The 18,370-nt window shown below is 43.0% G+C and carries 8 protein-coding genes and 3 rRNA genes; 9 read left to right on the top strand and 2 right to left on the bottom strand.

Going from position 1 to position 18,370, the window contains the following annotated elements:
* The first annotated feature begins 3 nt into the window (after window positions 1–3).
* The 4 genes from C7E02_RS13790 (at window position 4) to C7E02_RS13775 (ending at window position 5,025) form a co-directional block, all read left to right on the top strand.
* A complete protein-coding gene (locus C7E02_RS13790; protein ID WP_022278775.1) occupies window positions 4–735 on the top strand; it encodes an SWIM zinc finger family protein in 732 nt (243 codons plus the stop codon).
* A 73-nt stretch (window positions 736–808) separates the two neighbouring features.
* On the top strand, window positions 809–1,726 hold the full coding sequence (locus C7E02_RS13785; protein WP_105309885.1) for an AAA family ATPase: 918 nt from the start codon (window positions 809–811) through the stop codon (window positions 1,724–1,726).
* A gap of 32 nt (window positions 1,727–1,758) precedes the next feature.
* The gene (locus tag C7E02_RS13780) at window positions 1,759–3,549 is read left to right on the top strand and encodes a hypothetical protein (RefSeq protein WP_105309884.1); all 1,791 of its coding nucleotides are present in this window, start codon (window positions 1,759–1,761) and stop codon (window positions 3,547–3,549) included.
* Window positions 3,550–3,633: 84 nt separating this feature from the next.
* Entirely contained in the window at window positions 3,634–5,025 is a 1,392-nt protein-coding gene (locus C7E02_RS13775) for an alanine/glycine:cation symporter family protein (protein ID WP_105309883.1), read from the top strand.
* A gap of 80 nt (window positions 5,026–5,105) precedes the next feature.
* Here the strand turns inward: C7E02_RS13775 and C7E02_RS13770 are convergent, their stop codons facing one another.
* Window positions 5,106–7,526, bottom strand: a complete 2,421-nt coding sequence (locus tag C7E02_RS13770; RefSeq protein ID WP_105309882.1) for a SulP family inorganic anion transporter — start codon at window positions 7,524–7,526, stop codon at window positions 5,106–5,108.
* 528 nt (window positions 7,527–8,054) lie between these two features.
* On the opposite strand from C7E02_RS13770, the gene C7E02_RS13760 reads away from it, so the two are divergent.
* From C7E02_RS13760 to C7E02_RS13750, 3 genes are all read left to right on the top strand, one after another.
* Window positions 8,055–9,585 (top strand): 16S ribosomal RNA (locus tag C7E02_RS13760).
* Between the two features lie 220 nt (window positions 9,586–9,805).
* Window positions 9,806–9,923: ribosomal RNA gene (gene rrf / locus C7E02_RS13755) — 5S ribosomal RNA — on the top strand.
* A gap of 533 nt (window positions 9,924–10,456) precedes the next feature.
* A 23S ribosomal RNA gene (locus C7E02_RS13750) occupies window positions 10,457–13,345 on the top strand.
* Together the 16S, 23S and 5S rRNA genes form the textbook arrangement of a ribosomal RNA operon.
* A gap of 359 nt (window positions 13,346–13,704) precedes the next feature.
* Here the strand turns inward: C7E02_RS13750 and C7E02_RS13740 are convergent.
* Window positions 13,705–14,508, bottom strand: coding sequence for a LysR family transcriptional regulator (locus tag C7E02_RS13740; RefSeq protein WP_242978886.1), 804 nt, complete (start codon window positions 14,506–14,508; stop codon window positions 13,705–13,707).
* A 182-nt stretch (window positions 14,509–14,690) separates the two neighbouring features.
* Here C7E02_RS13740 and C7E02_RS13735 point away from each other — a divergent pair, with 182 nt between their 5' ends.
* Window positions 14,691–16,463, top strand: a complete 1,773-nt coding sequence (locus tag C7E02_RS13735) for an ABC transporter ATP-binding protein (protein ID WP_105309880.1) — start codon at window positions 14,691–14,693, stop codon at window positions 16,461–16,463.
* A 3-nt stretch (window positions 16,464–16,466) separates the two neighbouring features.
* Window positions 16,467–18,176, top strand: a complete 1,710-nt coding sequence (locus C7E02_RS13730) for an ABC transporter ATP-binding protein (protein WP_105309879.1) — start codon at window positions 16,467–16,469, stop codon at window positions 18,174–18,176.
* Window positions 18,177–18,370 lie beyond the last annotated feature (194 nt).

Genomic DNA, 18,370 nt, shown 5'->3' with positions numbered 1-18,370 from the left:
TAAATGAAAAAATACTGGGATGAAAGTCAGCAGTTTGAACAGCCAAGTGGCGGACTGTTGAAAAAGAATGCCGGGGCAAGTATTGAAAAGCAACGGAAAAAAGGAAAAGAAGTTCATCCGATTATAGTCAAAGGCAGAAAGATTACGAAGACATGGTGGGGAAATGCATGGTGTGAGAATCTGGAAAGATATGCAGATTATGAGTCAAGGCTGGAACGCGGAAAACGTTATGTCCGAACGGGAACGGTTGTGGATCTTCAGATAAAGAAGGGAAAAATAGAAGCAAAAGTACAGGGGAGACGAAAAACCCCATACAAGGTAGAGATACGGATCAGTCCGCTCAATCAGGAACATTGTCAGAATATCATTGAACAATGCAGTGAAAAGATTGAGAGTATGGAAGAATTGCTGGCGGGAAATTTCCCGGTTGCCATGAAAGAATTATTTGCAGGTGAAAATGGACTTTTTCCGAAGCCAAGTGAAATTAGTTTCGGATGTAGTTGTCCTGACTGGGCATTGATGTGCAAGCATGTCGCAGCAGCGTTATATGGCGTCGGAGTGCGGCTGGATGAAAATCCGGCACTTTTCTTTGAACTGCGTGGAATTAATATGGGGAAATTTATAGATGTGGCACTGGAAAACAGAGTGGAAACCATGCTTGCTAATGCAAAAAAGCCAAGTAGCAGAATTATTGATGACAATGTAAATATCAATCAATTGTTTGGAGTTTTATAGCATCCAGGAGATGTAGGCAATCTCTAAAAGAAGTATAGATGGTAAGTTTAGAACAGAAGGGAAGCGACAGCATTTGTTAGAAAAATTACGAGAACTTGGAATCAGAGATGATTTGATTGATGAGATAAAAAAATTTCGTGAAAGTTATCCGGCAGAAAAATCTTATGAGGAAAGAATTCCAAAGCTGGAGCAGTTTTATTATGGGAAAGATGTGTGGGAGCAGGCAATTACAGCTATTCTATGCGGGCAGAATCTTCTGCTTGTCGGACATAAGGCGACAGGAAAGAATCTGTTTGCTGAGAATCTGGCCGGAGTTTTTATGCGGCCGCGATGGGATGTGTCTTTTCATGTGAATATGGATGCTGCTTCCCTCATAGGGATGGATACATTTCGCGGCGGTGAAGTGACTTTCCGGCCTGGTCCGGTATATACAGCGGCAAAAACAGGTGGTTTTACGGTATTGGATGAAATTAACATGGCAAAAAGTGAAGCTATGGCAGTGCTGCATGCAACATTGGATTTTCGTAGGACCATTGACGTTCCGGGGGATGAAAGAATAGAACTTCATCCTGCAACGCGGTTTATTGCAACCATGAATTATGGATATTCCGGCACAAAAGAACTGAATGAAGCATTGGTGTCACGTTTTGCCGTCATTCAGATGCCGATGATTGCCAAAGAAAGCCTGATAAAACTGATAAGAAAGAACTCTCCGGCAATCCGGGAAGATGCGGCAGAAGAGTTAGCAGCATTATTTTTAGATTTACAGAAAAAATGTGAAAATGCTGAGATTTCTTCTAAGGCACTGGATCTTCGAGGCCTTTTGGGAGCAATCGATCTGATGGAAAAAGGACTTGATATTCATACAGCGCTAGATATGGGAATTGCGAACAAATCGTTTGATCCATATGAGCAGACATTGATCCGGGATACGATTCAGGCAAGGATTTCAAGAAAAATCCAAAGAAAGGATGTTTTTCGCAAAAAATAATAAAATATGCAAATATTTACAAGGTGACAGGAATGGAAGAGCAGGAATTAATAGAAGCGAAAAGAGCACGTAATTTTATATGGACTGCAGCAGAAAAGTATGAATTTGAACCGATGTTTCTTGCCTTTTCCCCGGATGGAACAGCAGATATGTATTTGAACCTGATTATCGGACTGGCATATAAATGGTACGATCAGGAAAAAATAGACGTATTTTTTAATCAGTTAGGAGGAAAGAACCAGGAGTTATATGAAGGGCTTCTCTGGACTGGGCTGGAAAATGCATTGTATCAAAAAGAAGAGAAGAAAAGGACAGCACTTTTGGATTTGAGGAAAGAGTATGCCAGAGAAAGCCTGAGACGTTATCGGAAATATAAAGAGTATTCCAGAATTGATCAGATACGAAACGGACATTGCAGAGAAATTTTGGGACAGTCATCAGGGTTAAAAGAGGAAGATGAGCAGATTTTACATGCGTTTTCTTTTTCAGAAGATATGTCAACGGATCAAATTCTGGAACAGACAAGAGAAAATCTGTGGAAATATTTTGCGTATCGTCCGACTGAAAAGAAGAAAGGAAATTATTTTCTGCAGAAGGTATCCGGAGTATTTCAGTCTTTTGGAAAAGTAAGTGCTACTTATGTACGTGCCAGAAATTATGATGACCAAAATACATTTTTTGATGGGAAATCGGGAATAATGGAGCGAGGCAGACACTATATATTCCAGTTGTCGCTACAGAGAAATCCGGAAGAAACAAAAAGATATGTAGAGGCATGTTTTGGGAAGAGTATCTATTCGCAAGAATACCAGGAAAAAATAGAACAAAAATTGTGTGTGGGAAATCATAAAAATTGTCATCTTTTATTTACAAAAGGAAATTCAAGAGCAAGGGAGGATGGCCTGAAAGAGTCGGAGACAGAAAAAAACAGAAATAAGATCTATACCGGTGAAAATGAATTATCCAAGATAAAAGGAAAAAGAGAAAAAAAGGAAATTAGAGAATTTCAGGCAGAGACTGCCAGACAATATGAGAAGAATAAAAAACATTATGAACAGAATTATTCGATTTATCAGAATGCCATTCGAAGACTTACAGAAAAGCTAAAGATTTGTCTTGAGGAACAAGAAGAGAGATTTCCAGAGAAAGCAGCTCACGGAAAACTAAATCCACAGGAAGTGTGGAAAGCAGTCTATCTGGACGATCCAAGAGTATTTGAGAGAAAAGAAGAGGTAGAAATTCCTGGATTTTCTGTTGATATTCTCATAGATGCCTCTTCTTCGAGAAAGCAGATGCAGGAGCAGATTGCGGCACAGGCGTATATTTTATCCAAAAGTCTGAAACAATGTAAGATTCCGGTACAGATTTATTCTTATTGCAGTATCCGCGGCTATACGATATTGCACATTTTCCCTAATTGCAAAGAAGAGAGAGAGGATGAACTGTTCCGGTATGTTGCGGCGGGAAACAATCGCGATGGACTTGCACTTCGGGCGGCAGGACACTTGATGGAGAACGGCGAAAAAAGAAAAAGAATTTTACTCGTACTGACAGATGCAAGCCCACAGGATGATCAGGATAGTGGAGAAGGTGCTTTTTATAAAAATAAAGAATACACAGATCTGCTTGCAATTCAAGATACTGCAAAAGAAGTGCAGAATCTGAAACAAAAAGGAATTCAGGTGATCGGAATTTTTATGGGAAGTGCGCGCTCTGGAGAAGTAGCAGGAAAGATTTTTGGGCAAAATCTGATAAAGATTCGAAATATCAGTGATTTTTCACAGGCGGTCGGAAGAGTATTGCAGGAAATTGTTTTTTCATGAAAAGTATTTGCACAATATATTGAGATATAGTATGATAGTGCAGAGCGTTAAAGTGACAAAGAGCTCAGAAAGGATATTTCTGAAATGGTTGTATCGTTAATTGAAAGAATTTATGCATTATTGTGGGGAGATTTGATACATGTTCCATTGCCGGGTGGAGATAGTGTGGGAATCTCATTGCTGATTATATTATTGATTCCAACAGGGATTTATTTTTCAGTGCGGACAAAAGTATTACCTTTGCGTTTGTTCCCGGATATGATTCGGGCACTGATGTCAAAGAAGGAGAATAAAGACAGTCTGTCCACGTTTCAGACGTTGATCGTATCAACAGCGACGAGAGTCGGCATGGGAAATCTTGTCGGGGTTGTAGCTGCAATTTCTGCAGGAGGTGCAGGAGCGGTCTTTTGGATGTGGGTGACAGCCCTGATTGGCTCTTCAACAGCATTTGTAGAGGCAACGCTGGCACAGATTCACAAAGAAAAAGATCCACTTTACGGAGGATACCGTGGAGGTCCGGCTTACTATATTCATCACTATATGGAAGAAAAGACAGGAAAGAAGAAAAATCATACCTTGATTGCAGTCCTGTTTGCAATTTCCGGTCTGATCTGCTGGTGTGGAATCAGCCAGGTAATCAGTAATTCAGTTGCATCTTCTTTTGAAAATGCATTTCATATTCCACCGCTTTATACAACGATTGCCCTTGTTGCAGTTGCGGCAGTGATCGTCCTTCGTAAAAACGCGACGGTAAAAGTTCTGGACCTGATCGTGCCGATTATGGCTGTATGTTATTTCTTCATTACGATTTTTGTTATTCTCATAAATATGAAAAGTATTCCATGCGTATTTGGTCGAATCTTTGAGGAGGCATTTGGAATCAGACAGGTTGTATCTGGAGGATTTGGTGCAGTTCTTATGAACGGCGTAAAGAGAGGTCTGTTTTCAAATGAGGCGGGTTCTGGATCAGCACCATGTGCGGCAGCGGCAGCAGAATGTGATTTTCCGGTAAAAGCAGGACTTACACAGGCGCTGGGAGTATTTATTGACACCATTGTGATCTGTAGCTGTACTGCAATGATCATGCTGTTGGCACCGGAAAATGTAGTCGCCGGAAAGTCAGGAATGGATTTACTACAGTCAGCAATGAAATATCATCTTGGAGAATTTGGTGTAATCTTTATAGCACTTACATTATTTTTATTCAGTTTCTCGACATTTTTAGGAATACTCTTTTACGCAAGAAGTAATGTATCCTATCTCTTTGGCGATAAATGGTTTTGGCAGACTGCTTATAAAGTACTTGCACTTGTAATGCTGTTCATTGGTGGAATTGCAGCTTATACATTTGTTTGGGATCTGGGGGATGTAGGAATTGGTCTTATGACCATATTTAACACTGGAATTCTGTATCTCATGGGTGGTCAGGCATTAAAAGCATTGAAAGAATATGAAAGTAACAAAGAGAAAAAATAGAAATATTGAACGAAAAAAAGACAACACATGCGTCGTGTATGTGTTGCCTTTTTTGTATGCGTTTAGTGGAAATCTTTGAATTAATGTCGGCGAATATATTCTAGAAATTGTCGCTCAAGATTGGATTCCTGTTCGGCAGTATTCTCGTCAAGTTCATATTCTTTTTGCACATTATCAGAATCTTGTGCCACATCGGAATCTTGTGCCGCATCGGAATCTTGTGCCGCATCGGAATCTTGTGCCGCATCGGAATCTTGTGCCGCATCGGAATCTTGTGCTGCATCGGAATCTCGTGCCGCATCGGAATCTTGTGCCGCATCGGAATCTTGCGCAGGAACTTCTTCTTTTTCAAAAGTTTGATTTGGCTGAGGTGCTTGTTCTTGAGGCTTTACGCTTGCGCGCTGAAGTTCTAATCGTTCTTCAAGCTTTCGGCGATGTTTCTGTAATTTATCGAAGACTTCCGGATGTTCACGTAGAACACGGTCTCTTAAAATACGTCTTCGTTTTTCGATTAACTGAAGAACTAATGGTTGGTTTTCTGCCAGTGCCTGTGACAACTCATCGAGATGAAGCTCGATACGGCGAAGTAATTCGTCCTCATCAAAGGCACCAAGAGAATGCCAATTTTCAAGGTGGTCTACAAGACCGTTTTCAAGAATCTCTTCAATATCCTTTAATCCGTGAATATGATTTAAGATGTGGTGAACTTCATGTTCCATTTCCTCGACTACCTGATCACCATAAGCCCATGCAAATTCCTCCAGTGTATCTTCATCTTCTGCAGGAAGAAATGTCAGGTTTAGCTTTACGCTTTCTTTTTCAGAATCCGGGATATTCAGTTCATATGGGGCGTAAATATCTGCGTCGTGAAGAGCAGCCAGTATTGTCCGGCGGACATGTCCCTCGCGAATCAGATGTTCAACACCTAACTGACGCATTTGCTGGTTCAATTTTTCAGTATGTTCAGTGATATAAAAATGTATTCCAAGGTCTGTCAGACGCGAAGATAATTCCGCAAGGCGGTCTGCAGCAGTAATGTCGATGTTGTTGATTGCTCTTGCGTCAATGATTACGACTTGCGTATCTGGACTGACTGCATCTTCAAGATCTTCCTGAAGAATCTTTACATTTGCGAAAAACAGGTTTTCATTAAACTGGTACATGACAACACCTTTGATAGGATACGCATGTACATTTCTTATAAGGTCATAATATCCATCTTTTCCGGGAATCACACCAAGAAAAGAACGAGTTGGATTCGCAGATTTTGTGATAACAGCAAAGAATGAAAGTAATACACCGATGAGTACACCGTAAATTGTTCCTAAAAATAATACACTGATACAGGCTGCCATGAAAATGTAAAAATCCTGTTTGCTTAGTCGGAAGAGGCGGATACATAAATGAACCTCTACAACGTCCATAAGTGCGGATATCACAATTGCGGTCAGAACCGGAATCGGCAGGTATCCAATGAAGCCAGTGAAAAATAACAGTAGAATTGCCATAGTAATGCCTGCAGTAATGGAAACAACTTGAGAGTGCCCGCCATATTGTTCGTTCATAGATGTCCGGGAAATGCTCCCATTCACCGGGCAGGAACCTACAAATGCAGAGGCAACGTTACCGGCAGCACAGGCTAAGATTTCCTGGCGGTCATTCAGATTGTAACCATTACGGAAAGCAAAATTGTTTTCTGCAAGCAAAGTTTCAGCCATTACGACCAGTGAAATCATCAGTCCACGCCCAACAGCCTGAGTCAGATCTACCTGACTAAAGTCAGGAATGAAAAATGGCGGAAGTCCGGTTCCAACAGAATCAAGCAGTGCCACACCCTTTGCGTCAACATGGAAATACACAGTAGATACTACGCCTGCAGCCATGATAAGAATTGCAATTGGAAATTTTGGAATCCATTTTTTGCATATTCTTATAATAAGTAATGTACCAAGTCCTAATCCGAGAGAAAGCCCGTGGAAATCCTGACCGGCGGCATAAATATGTTCTGCAAGTTCGATGATTTCACCAGATCCTGCAGAGCTTCCCATAAGTTTCGGAATCTGCATGAAGATAATAGTTAAAGAGATTCCACTGATGAATCCGCCCATAACAGGGGTTGATATAAAGTTTACAATCCGATCGGCTTTTATAATGTAAAAGAAAAGAAGCCACAGACCAGTAAAAAGTGCCAAAATCGGTATATAATTCAACGCAGCTTCAGATCCGGGAACAATACCAAGAGAAAGCAGCGCACTGCCTGCAAGAGCAGCGGGAGCAGCATCTACACCAAAAATAAATTGTTTTGATGTAGAAAAAATTGCGAATAATAATATAGGAAGAATAGAACCATACAAGCCATAAGCCGGAGGAAGCCCGGCAATCTGTGCATATCCCATGGAAATGGGAATAGATACAGCGGCTATAATGATACCAGAGAAAATGTCCTGTTTTAAATAATCCTTTTTATATTTTTTTAATGTTGATAAAAGCTGTATTTTCATAAGTAAAAGAACCTCCGTCTAGCAATTATAACAGTAAGTAGACAAAAGAACAATATTGGAGACGTAGTGTTTTGTTAAAATGTAAGATCGGAAATTATGGCTCGAAGTGCATTCTTAAAACTGTAGTTATGATAGAAAGTAAAAAACTGAATTGTGCGAATTGCGCGAATAAAATAAAAAATAAAAATAATATTGACAATTAGAAAAGGACATGGTATATTGATTAAGCTGTTTCGAACGACAGAGATGATCGAAGCGGACAGCAAAAAAGAAAATAAAAAAGTTGTTGACAAGCGATTGTGAATGTGATAATATAAGTAAGCTGTCGCTGAGACGACAACAAAGAAAAAGATCCTTGATAATTAAATAATAGACAACAACCCTGAAGATTCTTTAAGAGAAAATTCAGAACGGACATTGAATGACAATGTCGACCTTAAAACAGTAAAAGGGATAAGAAAGCTAGTAGTTTTCTTGACCTGGAACGAACTTTGATTTTAAATCCGAGTCAAATCGGAATTAAGATTTTTAAACGAGAGTTTGATCCTGGCTCAGGATGAACGCTGGCGGCGTGCTTAACACATGCAAGTCGAGCGAAGCACTTAAGTTCGATTCTTCGGATGAAGACTTTTGTGACTGAGCGGCGGACGGGTGAGTAACGCGTGGGTAACCTGCCTCATACAGGGGGATAACAGTTAGAAATGGCTGCTAATACCGCATAAGACCACAGTACTGCATGGTACAGTGGTAAAAACTCCGGTGGTATGAGATGGACCCGCGTCTGATTAGGTAGTTGGTGAGGTAACGGCCCACCAAGCCGACGATCAGTAGCCGACCTGAGAGGGTGACCGGCCACATTGGGACTGAGACACGGCCCAGACTCCTACGGGAGGCAGCAGTGGGGAATATTGCACAATGGGCGAAAGCCTGATGCAGCGACGCCGCGTGAAGGATGAAGTATTTCGGTATGTAAACTTCTATCAGCAGGGAAGAAAATGACGGTACCTGACTAAGAAGCCCCGGCTAACTACGTGCCAGCAGCCGCGGTAATACGTAGGGGGCAAGCGTTATCCGGATTTACTGGGTGTAAAGGGAGCGTAGACGGCTGTGCAAGTCTGAAGTGAAAGGCATGGGCTCAACCTGTGGACTGCTTTGGAAACTGTGCAGCTAGAGTGTCGGAGAGGTAAGTGGAATTCCTAGTGTAGCGGTGAAATGCGTAGATATTAGGAGGAACACCAGTGGCGAAGGCGGCTTACTGGACGATGACTGACGTTGAGGCTCGAAAGCGTGGGGAGCAAACAGGATTAGATACCCTGGTAGTCCACGCCGTAAACGATGACTGCTAGGTGTCGGGTAGCAAAGCTATTCGGTGCCGCAGCTAACGCAATAAGCAGTCCACCTGGGGAGTACGTTCGCAAGAATGAAACTCAAAGGAATTGACGGGGACCCGCACAAGCGGTGGAGCATGTGGTTTAATTCGAAGCAACGCGAAGAACCTTACCTGATCTTGACATCCCGATGACCGCTTCGTAATGGAAGCTTTTCTTCGGAACATCGGTGACAGGTGGTGCATGGTTGTCGTCAGCTCGTGTCGTGAGATGTTGGGTTAAGTCCCGCAACGAGCGCAACCCTTATCTTCAGTAGCCAGCATTTAGGGTGGGCACTCTGGAGAGACTGCCAGGGATAACCTGGAGGAAGGTGGGGATGACGTCAAATCATCATGCCCCTTATGACCAGGGCTACACACGTGCTACAATGGCGTAAACAAAGGGAAGCAGAGCCGCGAGGCCGAGCAAATCTCAAAAATAACGTCTCAGTTCGGATTGTAGTCTGCAACTCGACTACATGAAGCTGGAATCGCTAGTAATCGCAGATCAGAATGCTGCGGTGAATACGTTCCCGGGTCTTGTACACACCGCCCGTCACACCATGGGAGTCAGTAACGCCCGAAGTCAGTGACCCAACCGAAAGGAGGGAGCTGCCGAAGGTGGGACCGATAACTGGGGTGAAGTCGTAACAAGGTAGCCGTATCGGAAGGTGCGGCTGGATCACCTCCTTTCTAAGGAAGATGGATAAAGTAGGCTGCAAAGCAGCCGAATCAATCCAACTAAAACGGAAGATGGATAAAGTAGGCTGCAAAGCAGCCGAATCAATCCAACTAAAACGGAAAAAGTAAGGGCTGTTGTCTGTTATTTAGTCATCAAGGACTGAGCGCGGAATTGGACGCGCGAAGGACATAATGACAAGTTATCAGTTCCGTAAAAAGAACGAATAACATTTCCGGTGGCGATGCGCTTAGGGGTAACACCCGTTCCCATCCCGAACACGATGGTTAAGACCTAAGCGGCCGATGGTACTTTACTGGAGACGGTACGGGAGAGTAGGTGGCTGCCGGATTGAAAAAATAAACTGGTTTTACCAGTGATCAGAGAGCTGAAGAGATTCAACTTCCTGATGGCTGATAAAACAGTCAAATGCTTACATTGCACCTCAAGAACTTCGTTCTTTCGGTCGCGTGCAGGCACGCTATGAAACAGAATATTTCACAGCTTATGAATGCAAGCATTCAACGCAGAAAATATTCGTTTCGCAATGTACCTTGAAAACCGCATATAAGAAATATAGATAAGATATTAAATATCTAATCAAGACATCCGAGGTAATTGTTATAAACAGAGTAATAATTACTACACAATTCGAAGAAAACGAATCCAAAAAATTGACCTAGAAGCCAACGCATGCAACGCTATGCATGTGTCGATGAAGAAAGCAACCCGTAGGCGGCGATGTCAAACCGGTTAGCTCACAAGCTTTGCTTGTTTCGCTATCCTTTGCTTCGCAAATGATTGCAGAACTTCAGACGGTTCCAGATGAATGCAAGCATTCCTCTGAGAACAGTCAGAACTTCCGCACCGCTTTCGACATCTATTGGTTATGCTAATAAGAGCGTATGGTGGATGCCTTGGCACTAAGAGCCGATGAAAGACGTGATAAGCTGCGAAAAGCTTCGGGGAGGAGCAAATATCCTATGATCCGGAGATCTCTGAATGGGGAAACCCACCTGAGCAAACCTCAGGTATCCTAACGCCAATACATAACGTTAGGAGGGGAACCCGGTGAACTGAAACATCTAAGTAGCCGGAGGAAGAGAAAACAACATGTGATTCTGGAAGTAGCGGCGAGCGAAACCGGAAGAGCCCAAACCGGAGTGCGTGCACTCCGGGGTTCGGACCGCGGAATTGATCCAAAAGACTTAACAGAACGGCCTGGGAAGGCCGGCCAGAGAGGGTGAAAGCCCCGTAAGTGAAAGGTCGATTGGCATGGCGGAATCCAGAGTAGGTCGAGACACGTGGAACCTTGACTGAATATGCGGGGACCACCCCGTAAGGCTAAATACTCCTTAGTGACCGATAGCGCATAGTACTGTGAAGGAAAGGTGAAAAGGACCCCGGGAGGGGAGTGAAAAAGAACCTGAAACCATATGTTTACAAGCTGTGGAACCACTTTAAATGTGGAACCGCGTACTTTTTGTAGAACGGTCCGGCGAGTTACGCTGGCTGGCGAGGTTAAGTCCTTAAGGGATGGAGCCGAAGGGAAACCAAGTCTGAATAGGGCGAAGAGTCAGTCGGAGTAGACCCGAAACCGGGTGACCTATCCATGTCCAGGATGAAGTTGCCGTAAAAGGCAATGGAGGTCCGAACCCACATCCGTTGAAAAGGGTGGGGATGAGGTGTGGATAGGGGAGAAATTCCAATCGAACCCGGAGATAGCTGGTTCTCCTCGAAATAGCTTTAGGGCTAGCCTCATACAAGTCTTGCGGAGGTAGAGCACTGAATTTCCTAGGGGGCGTCAAAGCTTACCGAAGAATATCAAACTCCGAATGCCGCGTAGATGGTGTATGGGAGTCAGACTGCACGAGATAAGTTGGGTAGTCAAAAGGGAAAGAGCCCAGACCTGCAGCTAAGGTCCCAAAATGTGTGTTAAGTGGAAAAGGATGTGGGATTTCGCAGACAACTAGGATGTTGGCTCAGAAGCAGCCATACATTCAAAGAGTGCGTAATAGCTCACTAGTCGAGAGGTCCTGCGCCGAAAATGTCCGGGGCTGAAACACACTGCCGAAGCTCAGGAATGTACTTGTACATTGGTAGAGGAGCATTGTATACGGGAAGAAGCAGTACCGATAAGGAGCTGTGGACTGTATAGAAGAGAGAATGCCGGAATGAGTAGCGAGAGGAAGGTGAGAATCCTTCCGGCCGAATATCTAAGGTTTCCAGAGTAAAGCTGATCTGCTCTGGGTAAGTCGGGGCCTAAGGCCAGGTCGAAAGACGTAACCGATGGACAACAGGTTGAAATTCCTGTACCGCGATATAACAGAACTGTGGGGACACGTGTGGAGAGCACAAGCCGGGAATGGAAAGCCCGGCGCAAGCGAGGTAGGAGTCGTACCGGCAAATCCGTACGGCAATCCGAAGACGTGATGCGTACCGAAATAAGAGTAGGGAAGAGTGTGAGCCATGCGTCAAGAAAAGCCGCTATTGTTTGTATCGCGCCCGTACCGTAAACCGACACAGGTGGATGAGGAGAGAATCCTAAGGCCGACGGGAGAAGCATTGTTAAGGAACTCGGCAAAATGACTCCGTAACTTCGGGAGAAGGAGTGCCACTGAGAGGTGGCCGCAGAGAATTGGCCCAAGCAACTGTTTAGCAAAAACACAGGTCTATGCAAAACCGAAAGGTGAAGTATATGGGCTGACGCCTGCCCGGTGCTGGAAGGTTAAGGGGAGAGGTTAGCGCAAGCGAAGCTTTGAACTTAAGCCCCAGTAAACGGCGGCCGTAACTATAACGGTCCTAAGGTAGCGAAATTCCTTGTCGGGTAAGTTCCGACCCGCACGAAAGGCGTAATGATTTGGGCACTGTCTCAACAATGCACCCGGTGAAATTGAAATACCAGTGAAGATGCTGGTTACCTGCGCCAGGACGGAAAGACCCCATGGAGCTTTACTCCAGCTTGATACTGGGATTCGGTATTGCATGTACAGGATAGGTGGGAGGCTTTGAAGCGGTGACGCCAGTTGCCGTGGAGCTGTTGTTGGGATACCACCCTTGCAGTACTGGGTTTCTAACCAGCGGCCTTAAACAGGCCGGGGGACAATGTCAGGTGGGGAGTTTGACTGGGGCGGTCGCCTCCGAAAGGGTATCGGAGGCGCTCAAAGGTTCCCTCAGAATGGTCGGAAACCATTCGAAGAGTGCAAAGGCAGAAGGGAGCTTGACTGCGACACCGACGGGTGGAGCAGGTACGAAAGTAGGACTTAGTGATCCGGTGGTATAAAGTGGGATTGCCATCGCTCAACGGATAAAAGCTACCCTGGGGATAACAGGCTTATCACTCCCAAGAGTTCACATCGACGGAGTGGTTTGGCACCTCGATGTCGGCTCATCGCATCCTGGGGCTGAAGTAGGTCCCAAGGGTTGGGCTGTTCGCCCATTAAAGCGGTACGCGAGCTGGGTTCAGAACGTCGTGAGACAGTTCGGTCCCTATCCGGCGTGGGCGTAGGATATTTGAGAGGAGCTGTCCTTAGTACGAGAGGACCGGGATGGACTGGCCGCTGGTTGATCTGTTGTTCCGCCAGGAGCATAGCAGAGTAGCCAAGCCGGGACGGGATAAACGCTGAAGGCATCTAAGCGTGAAGCCCCCCTCAAGATGAGATATCCCAACGAAAGTTGTAAGACCCCTTGAAGACGACGAGGTAGATAGGACAGAGGTGGAAGTGTGGTAACACATGGAGCTGACTGTTACTAATAGGTCGAGGGCATAACCAAAAGCAAGAGCACAAAAGTGCGAAGCACAGGTGGATAGGTAAAGATGTAAAAAGTTTCTTATATGCAGTTTTGAAGGTATATATTTATATAAGAAGTGATTGGCATGAACCAGTCACTTTTTTGTGTATATAGAAAATTGCATTTCTTATTACACAAAATCCTCCGGCAGGATTGCAGAGGTGCGCAGTAGAAGTATGTCATGCAATTGCATGACGCGCACCTCGCAGCAAGAATGCCGAGGCATTCTTGAATTATTTTTTTTGGCATACATCTAAAAATTCTTGTACGATAGGAGAAAGTTTCTTTTCTTTTTTCCAGATTAATACAATTTGTGTTATAAGAGTAGGTTCATCAATCTCTTAAATTCGAAGTCCTGTACACAATGACTGCATTGATTTGGGGAAAATGGCAGTTGCGAGTCCATCTTTAGCCCAGAGCAAAGCGCTTTTTGCGTCATCGCAGAGACAGAATATTTCAGGATCAAGATTTTTTGCATGAAATGTATCAAGAATTAATCGTTCATATCTGCGATAAAGAATCAATGGAAGTTTTGACAGGTCGTTTAGCTGTATTATTTTTGAAGAAAGCATTTTGCTATTTGAATTTGTAGCAGTATTATTTGTGACAGGGACAGCATTAGAAGATTGGTGATTTGCTGAAAAGTTTGACACAGCAATCATTGGCTCAGAACATAAAGTAAAAGAGTTTACTTTGTTTAACTGAAGCGGGGTACGTGCAACGGAGATATCGATAATTCCATCCATAAGATAACTATATAATGTATAGGTACTTCCGTCCCTTACTTCGAAGTTTACGTCAGGATATTTTTTTGCAAATGTAGAGATAAATGGCATCATTACAGCAGTTGTTGTTGAGGTCATTCCGATACGAAGAACTCGCTTTTTTCCGGCTTTTGTAACTTCAAGCTTTGCAGAATCTGCATAATCAAGCAAATTTCCGGCGCGCTCGTATAAGACTTCGCCGGCATTTGTCAGAATAACTCCTTTGCTTGTCCGCTCAAAAAGTTGTACGCCCAGTTCTTCTTCTAATTGGTGAATCTGATAGCTGAGAGGAGGCTGTGACATATTTAAATGTCTGGCTGCTTCATTAAAGCTATGTGTATCTGCAATTTGTCTAAAGTATTCTAATTGTCTAAGTTCCATAATCCATCTCCATTTCTTGAAAGCTTCCAAAACGTATGTAACACTATGTTATAATGAAGGTATTACAAATGCAATATAAAAAATATATTACAAAGCAATAAAAGGAATATTATGCATATTACTGAATGTGCGTTATAATAGGCATAGATTCGTGAAACAGGAAGAGAGAGGAAAATAGAGACATGAAAAGTTTGGCAGTTTATCTCAAAGAGTACAAAAAAGAAAGTATTCTGGCACCGCTTTTTAAGCTTCTGGAGGTTGTTTTTGACCTTTTAGTTCCGGTAGTTGTGGCACAGATTATTGATGTCGGTGTCGCACAGGATAACCGAAGTTATGTGGTTCAGATGTTTTTTGTATTGATCTTAATGGCGGGAGTCGGACTTGCCTGCAGTTTCACCGCACAGTTTTTTGCTGCGAAGGCAAGCTGTGGATTTGCGGCAAAATTAAGACAGGCAATGTTTGATCATATTCAGTCATTGTCATTTACAGAATTAGATACCATGGGAACTGATACCTTGATCACACGTTTGACAGATGATGTGAATCAGGTTCAGAATGGATTGAATCTGGGTCTGAGACTTCTGCTTCGAAGTCCATTTGTCGTACTTGGCTCCATGGTCATGGCATTTACAATCAATGTAAAATGTGCATGGATATTTGTGATTGCGATTCCGGTATTGTTCGTTGTTGTATTTTCCATTATGCTGGTCAGCATTCCATTATTTAAGAAAGTGCAAAATGGACTGGACCAGGTGACAGGACTGACAAGAGAAAATTTAACAGGTGTCCGTGTGATCCGTGCATTTTGCAGGGAAGAGCAATCTGTAGAAGAATTTGAAGACAGCAGCCGGGAACTGACGAGATTGAATCTTTTTGTCGGAAGGATTTCAGCACTTTTAAATCCAGTGACTTATGTGCTGATTAATATTGCAACAGTTATTTTGATTGACCGCGCTGGTATTCAGGTTAATATGGGAAATATGCAGCAAGGTGAAGTGGTTGCTCTTTACAACTATATGCTTCAGATAATTGTTGAATTGATCAAATTAGCATCACTGATCATTACATTGAACAAATCAATGGCGTGCGCAGACCGTGTGGCAGGAATTTTGGCAGTGAAGTCCAGTATGATATATGTAAACGATGAGATGCGTCAGAAAGAGAAAAAGCAGAATCATACACCTGCAGTTAAATTTGATCATGTCACATTTACTTATGCGGGCGCGGGAGCACCGAGTCTTAAGGATATCAGTTTCCAGGCGATGCCGGGAGAAACGATTGGTATTATCGGAGGAACCGGAAGTGGTAAATCAACACTGGTATCTTTGATCCCAAGATTCTACGATCCGCAGGACGGACAGGTCTATATGGACGGAGAAAATGTTACAGAATACACAAGAAAATCTATCGGTGAGAAAGTCGGAATTGTTCAGCAGAGAAGTGTACTGTTCCAGGGAAGTATCCGTGACAATCTGAAATGGGGTGACGAGAACGCCACAGATGAGGACATCTGGAAAGCAATTGAAATTGCCCAGGCAAAAGAAGTGGTTGAAGGAAAGCCTGGAAAGCTGGATTTCCAGTTGGAGCAGAATGGACGTAATCTGTCTGGTGGACAGAAACAGAGGCTTACCATTGCAAGAGCCTTAGTTAAGAAACCGGAGATATTAATTTTAGATGATAGTGCGAGTGCTCTTGATTTTGCAACAGATGCAGCGCTTCGAAAAGCAATCCATGGTCTGGAAGGCAAGATGACAACATTTCTTGTATCTCAGCGTGTAGCTGGAATTAAGCAGGCAGATAAAATACTTGTTCTTGGAAATGGAGAATTGGCTGGACAGGGAACGCATGAAGAATTGATGAAAAATTGTGAAGTTTACCAGGAAATTTATTATTCACAATTCCCGGAAGAAAAATTAAGAGAAAAAATAAATTATGATGAGAAAGGAGAGGCATAGAAGATGAAGAAGATTTTGAAATTCATTGGAAAATATAAAATATTTCTTTTGCTGAGCGTGTTACTTGCAACCGTTTCAGTAATATTACAATTATATGTGCCGATCCTGTTCGGAGATGCCATTGATCAGATTGTTGCAGAGCATCAGGTTCAATTTGATGCCATGTGGATATTATTAAGAGAAATTCTTGTATTAGTTGCAATATCAGCGCTGGCAGCATGGATCATGAACATGATCAATAATCATATGACTTATCATATTGTACAGGATATCCGTTCCCAGGCAATCCGTCATATTCAGCGGTTACCCCTGTCTTATCTGGACCGTCACAGTTCTGGAGATATTGTAAGCCGGATCATCGCAGATACAGATATTTTGTCTGATGGAATCTTACTTGGATTTACCCAGTTGTTTTCCGGAATTGTAACGATTGTTGTAACTTTGATTTTTATGTTTTCCAAGAATTTCTGGATCACACTTCTGGTCATTGTGTTGACACCAATGAGTTTCTTAATTGCTAGATTTATTTCTTCCAGATCATTTGAAATGTTTCATAAGCAAAGTGAGACTCGAGGAAATCAGACGGCACTCATTGATGAAATGATTGGAAACCAAAAAGTAGTCAAAGCATTCGGATATGAAGAAAAAGCGTCAGAGCGATTTGCACAGATCAATGCAGATTTACAAAAATACAGTCAGAAAGCAGTTTTCTACAGCAGTCTGACAAACCCGTCTACGCGTTTCGTAAATAATGTTATCTATGCAGGTGTTGCTCTTGTAGGGGCATTTATGATACCAGGCGGAGCTCTGACAGTTGGAGGTCTGTCCGTGTTGTTATCTTATGCGAACCAGTATATGAAACCGTTCAATGACATTAGTTCTGTCATTACAGAGATGCAAAATGCGCTGGCGTGTGCGAACCGTATTTTTGACCTTCTGGAGGAAGAGGAAGAATCCCCAGACGTGGAAGGAACAATCAACGAAGTGAAAGGAAATGTGTCCATCAGCCATGTAGACTTCAGTTATGATAAGAATCACCGCCTGATTGAAGATTTTAATCTGGAAGTAGATCCCGGCATGCGGATTGCCATTGTAGGACCGACCGGCTGTGGGAAAACGACATTTATCAATCTGCTGATGCGCTTTTATGATGTGGATCAAGGAAACATTAAAATTGACGGCAAGTCAATTGACGGACTCAGCCGCCATGCACTTCGCAGTTCCTATGGAATGGTGCTACAGGAGACTTGGATCAAAGATGGAACAGTCCGGGAAAATATCGCATTTGGAAAACCAGATGCCACAGATGAAGACATTATACGTGCGGCAAAAGAAGCACATAGCTGGGAATTTATCGAGCGTCTTCCAAAAGGATTGGATACAGTGCTTCATGAAGACAGTATCAGCCAGGGGCAGAAGCAACTTCTATGTATTACAAGAGTTATGCTCTGCCTGCCGCCAATGCTGATACTTGATGAGGCCACATCAAGTATTGATACAAGAACAGAGCAGCAGATTCAGGAAGCATTTGACAAATTAATGAAGGGACGTACAAGCTTTATCGTAGCACACCGGCTTTCTACAATCCGGAATGCATCCCTTATTCTTGTTATGAAAGACGGAAAAATCATCGAGCAGGGAACACACGAAGAACTGCTGACACAAGGAGGATTTTATAATAAGTTGTATAACAGTCAGTTCCAGGCTGTGTAATAAAATTTGTTGTTATAATATAGTGAATTATCCGAGGCAGGATTTCAGATATGTATAAATATCGATATCTGCTGCGTCGCTTTAGAACAAGATTCAGAAAGTAAATTGAAAAAAATTGAGTTATCAAAGATTCGGAGGAAGTGTCAGTGACGGATTTTGTAGGTGATGCTAAGTAAAAAATATTATTTAATAAC

This window comes from Dorea sp. Marseille-P4042 (assembly GCF_900290215.1).
In the GTDB taxonomy this organism is placed as follows: domain Bacteria; phylum Bacillota; class Clostridia; order Lachnospirales; family Lachnospiraceae; genus Dorea; species Dorea formicigenerans.
This window is presented reverse-complemented; position numbering and strand designations above follow the sequence as displayed.

Excerpts from the sequence above, each read along its gene's own strand:
- C7E02_RS13790 (WP_022278775.1), top strand. The coding sequence starts at position 4 with ATGAAAAAATACTGGGATGAAAGTCAGCAGTTTGAACAGCCAAGTGGC.
- C7E02_RS13780 (WP_105309884.1), top strand. The coding sequence starts at position 1,759 with ATGGAAGAGCAGGAATTAATAGAAGCGAAAAGAGCACGTAATTTTATA.
- C7E02_RS13775 (WP_105309883.1), top strand. The coding sequence starts at position 3,634 with ATGGTTGTATCGTTAATTGAAAGAATTTATGCATTATTGTGGGGAGAT.
- C7E02_RS13770 (WP_105309882.1), bottom strand. The coding sequence starts at position 7,526 with ATGAAAATACAGCTTTTATCAACATTAAAAAAATATAAAAAGGATTAT.
- C7E02_RS13740 (WP_242978886.1), bottom strand. The coding sequence starts at position 14,508 with ATGGAACTTAGACAATTAGAATACTTTAGACAAATTGCAGATACACAT.
- C7E02_RS13735 (WP_105309880.1), top strand. The coding sequence starts at position 14,691 with ATGAAAAGTTTGGCAGTTTATCTCAAAGAGTACAAAAAAGAAAGTATT.
- C7E02_RS13730 (WP_105309879.1), top strand. The coding sequence starts at position 16,467 with ATGAAGAAGATTTTGAAATTCATTGGAAAATATAAAATATTTCTTTTG.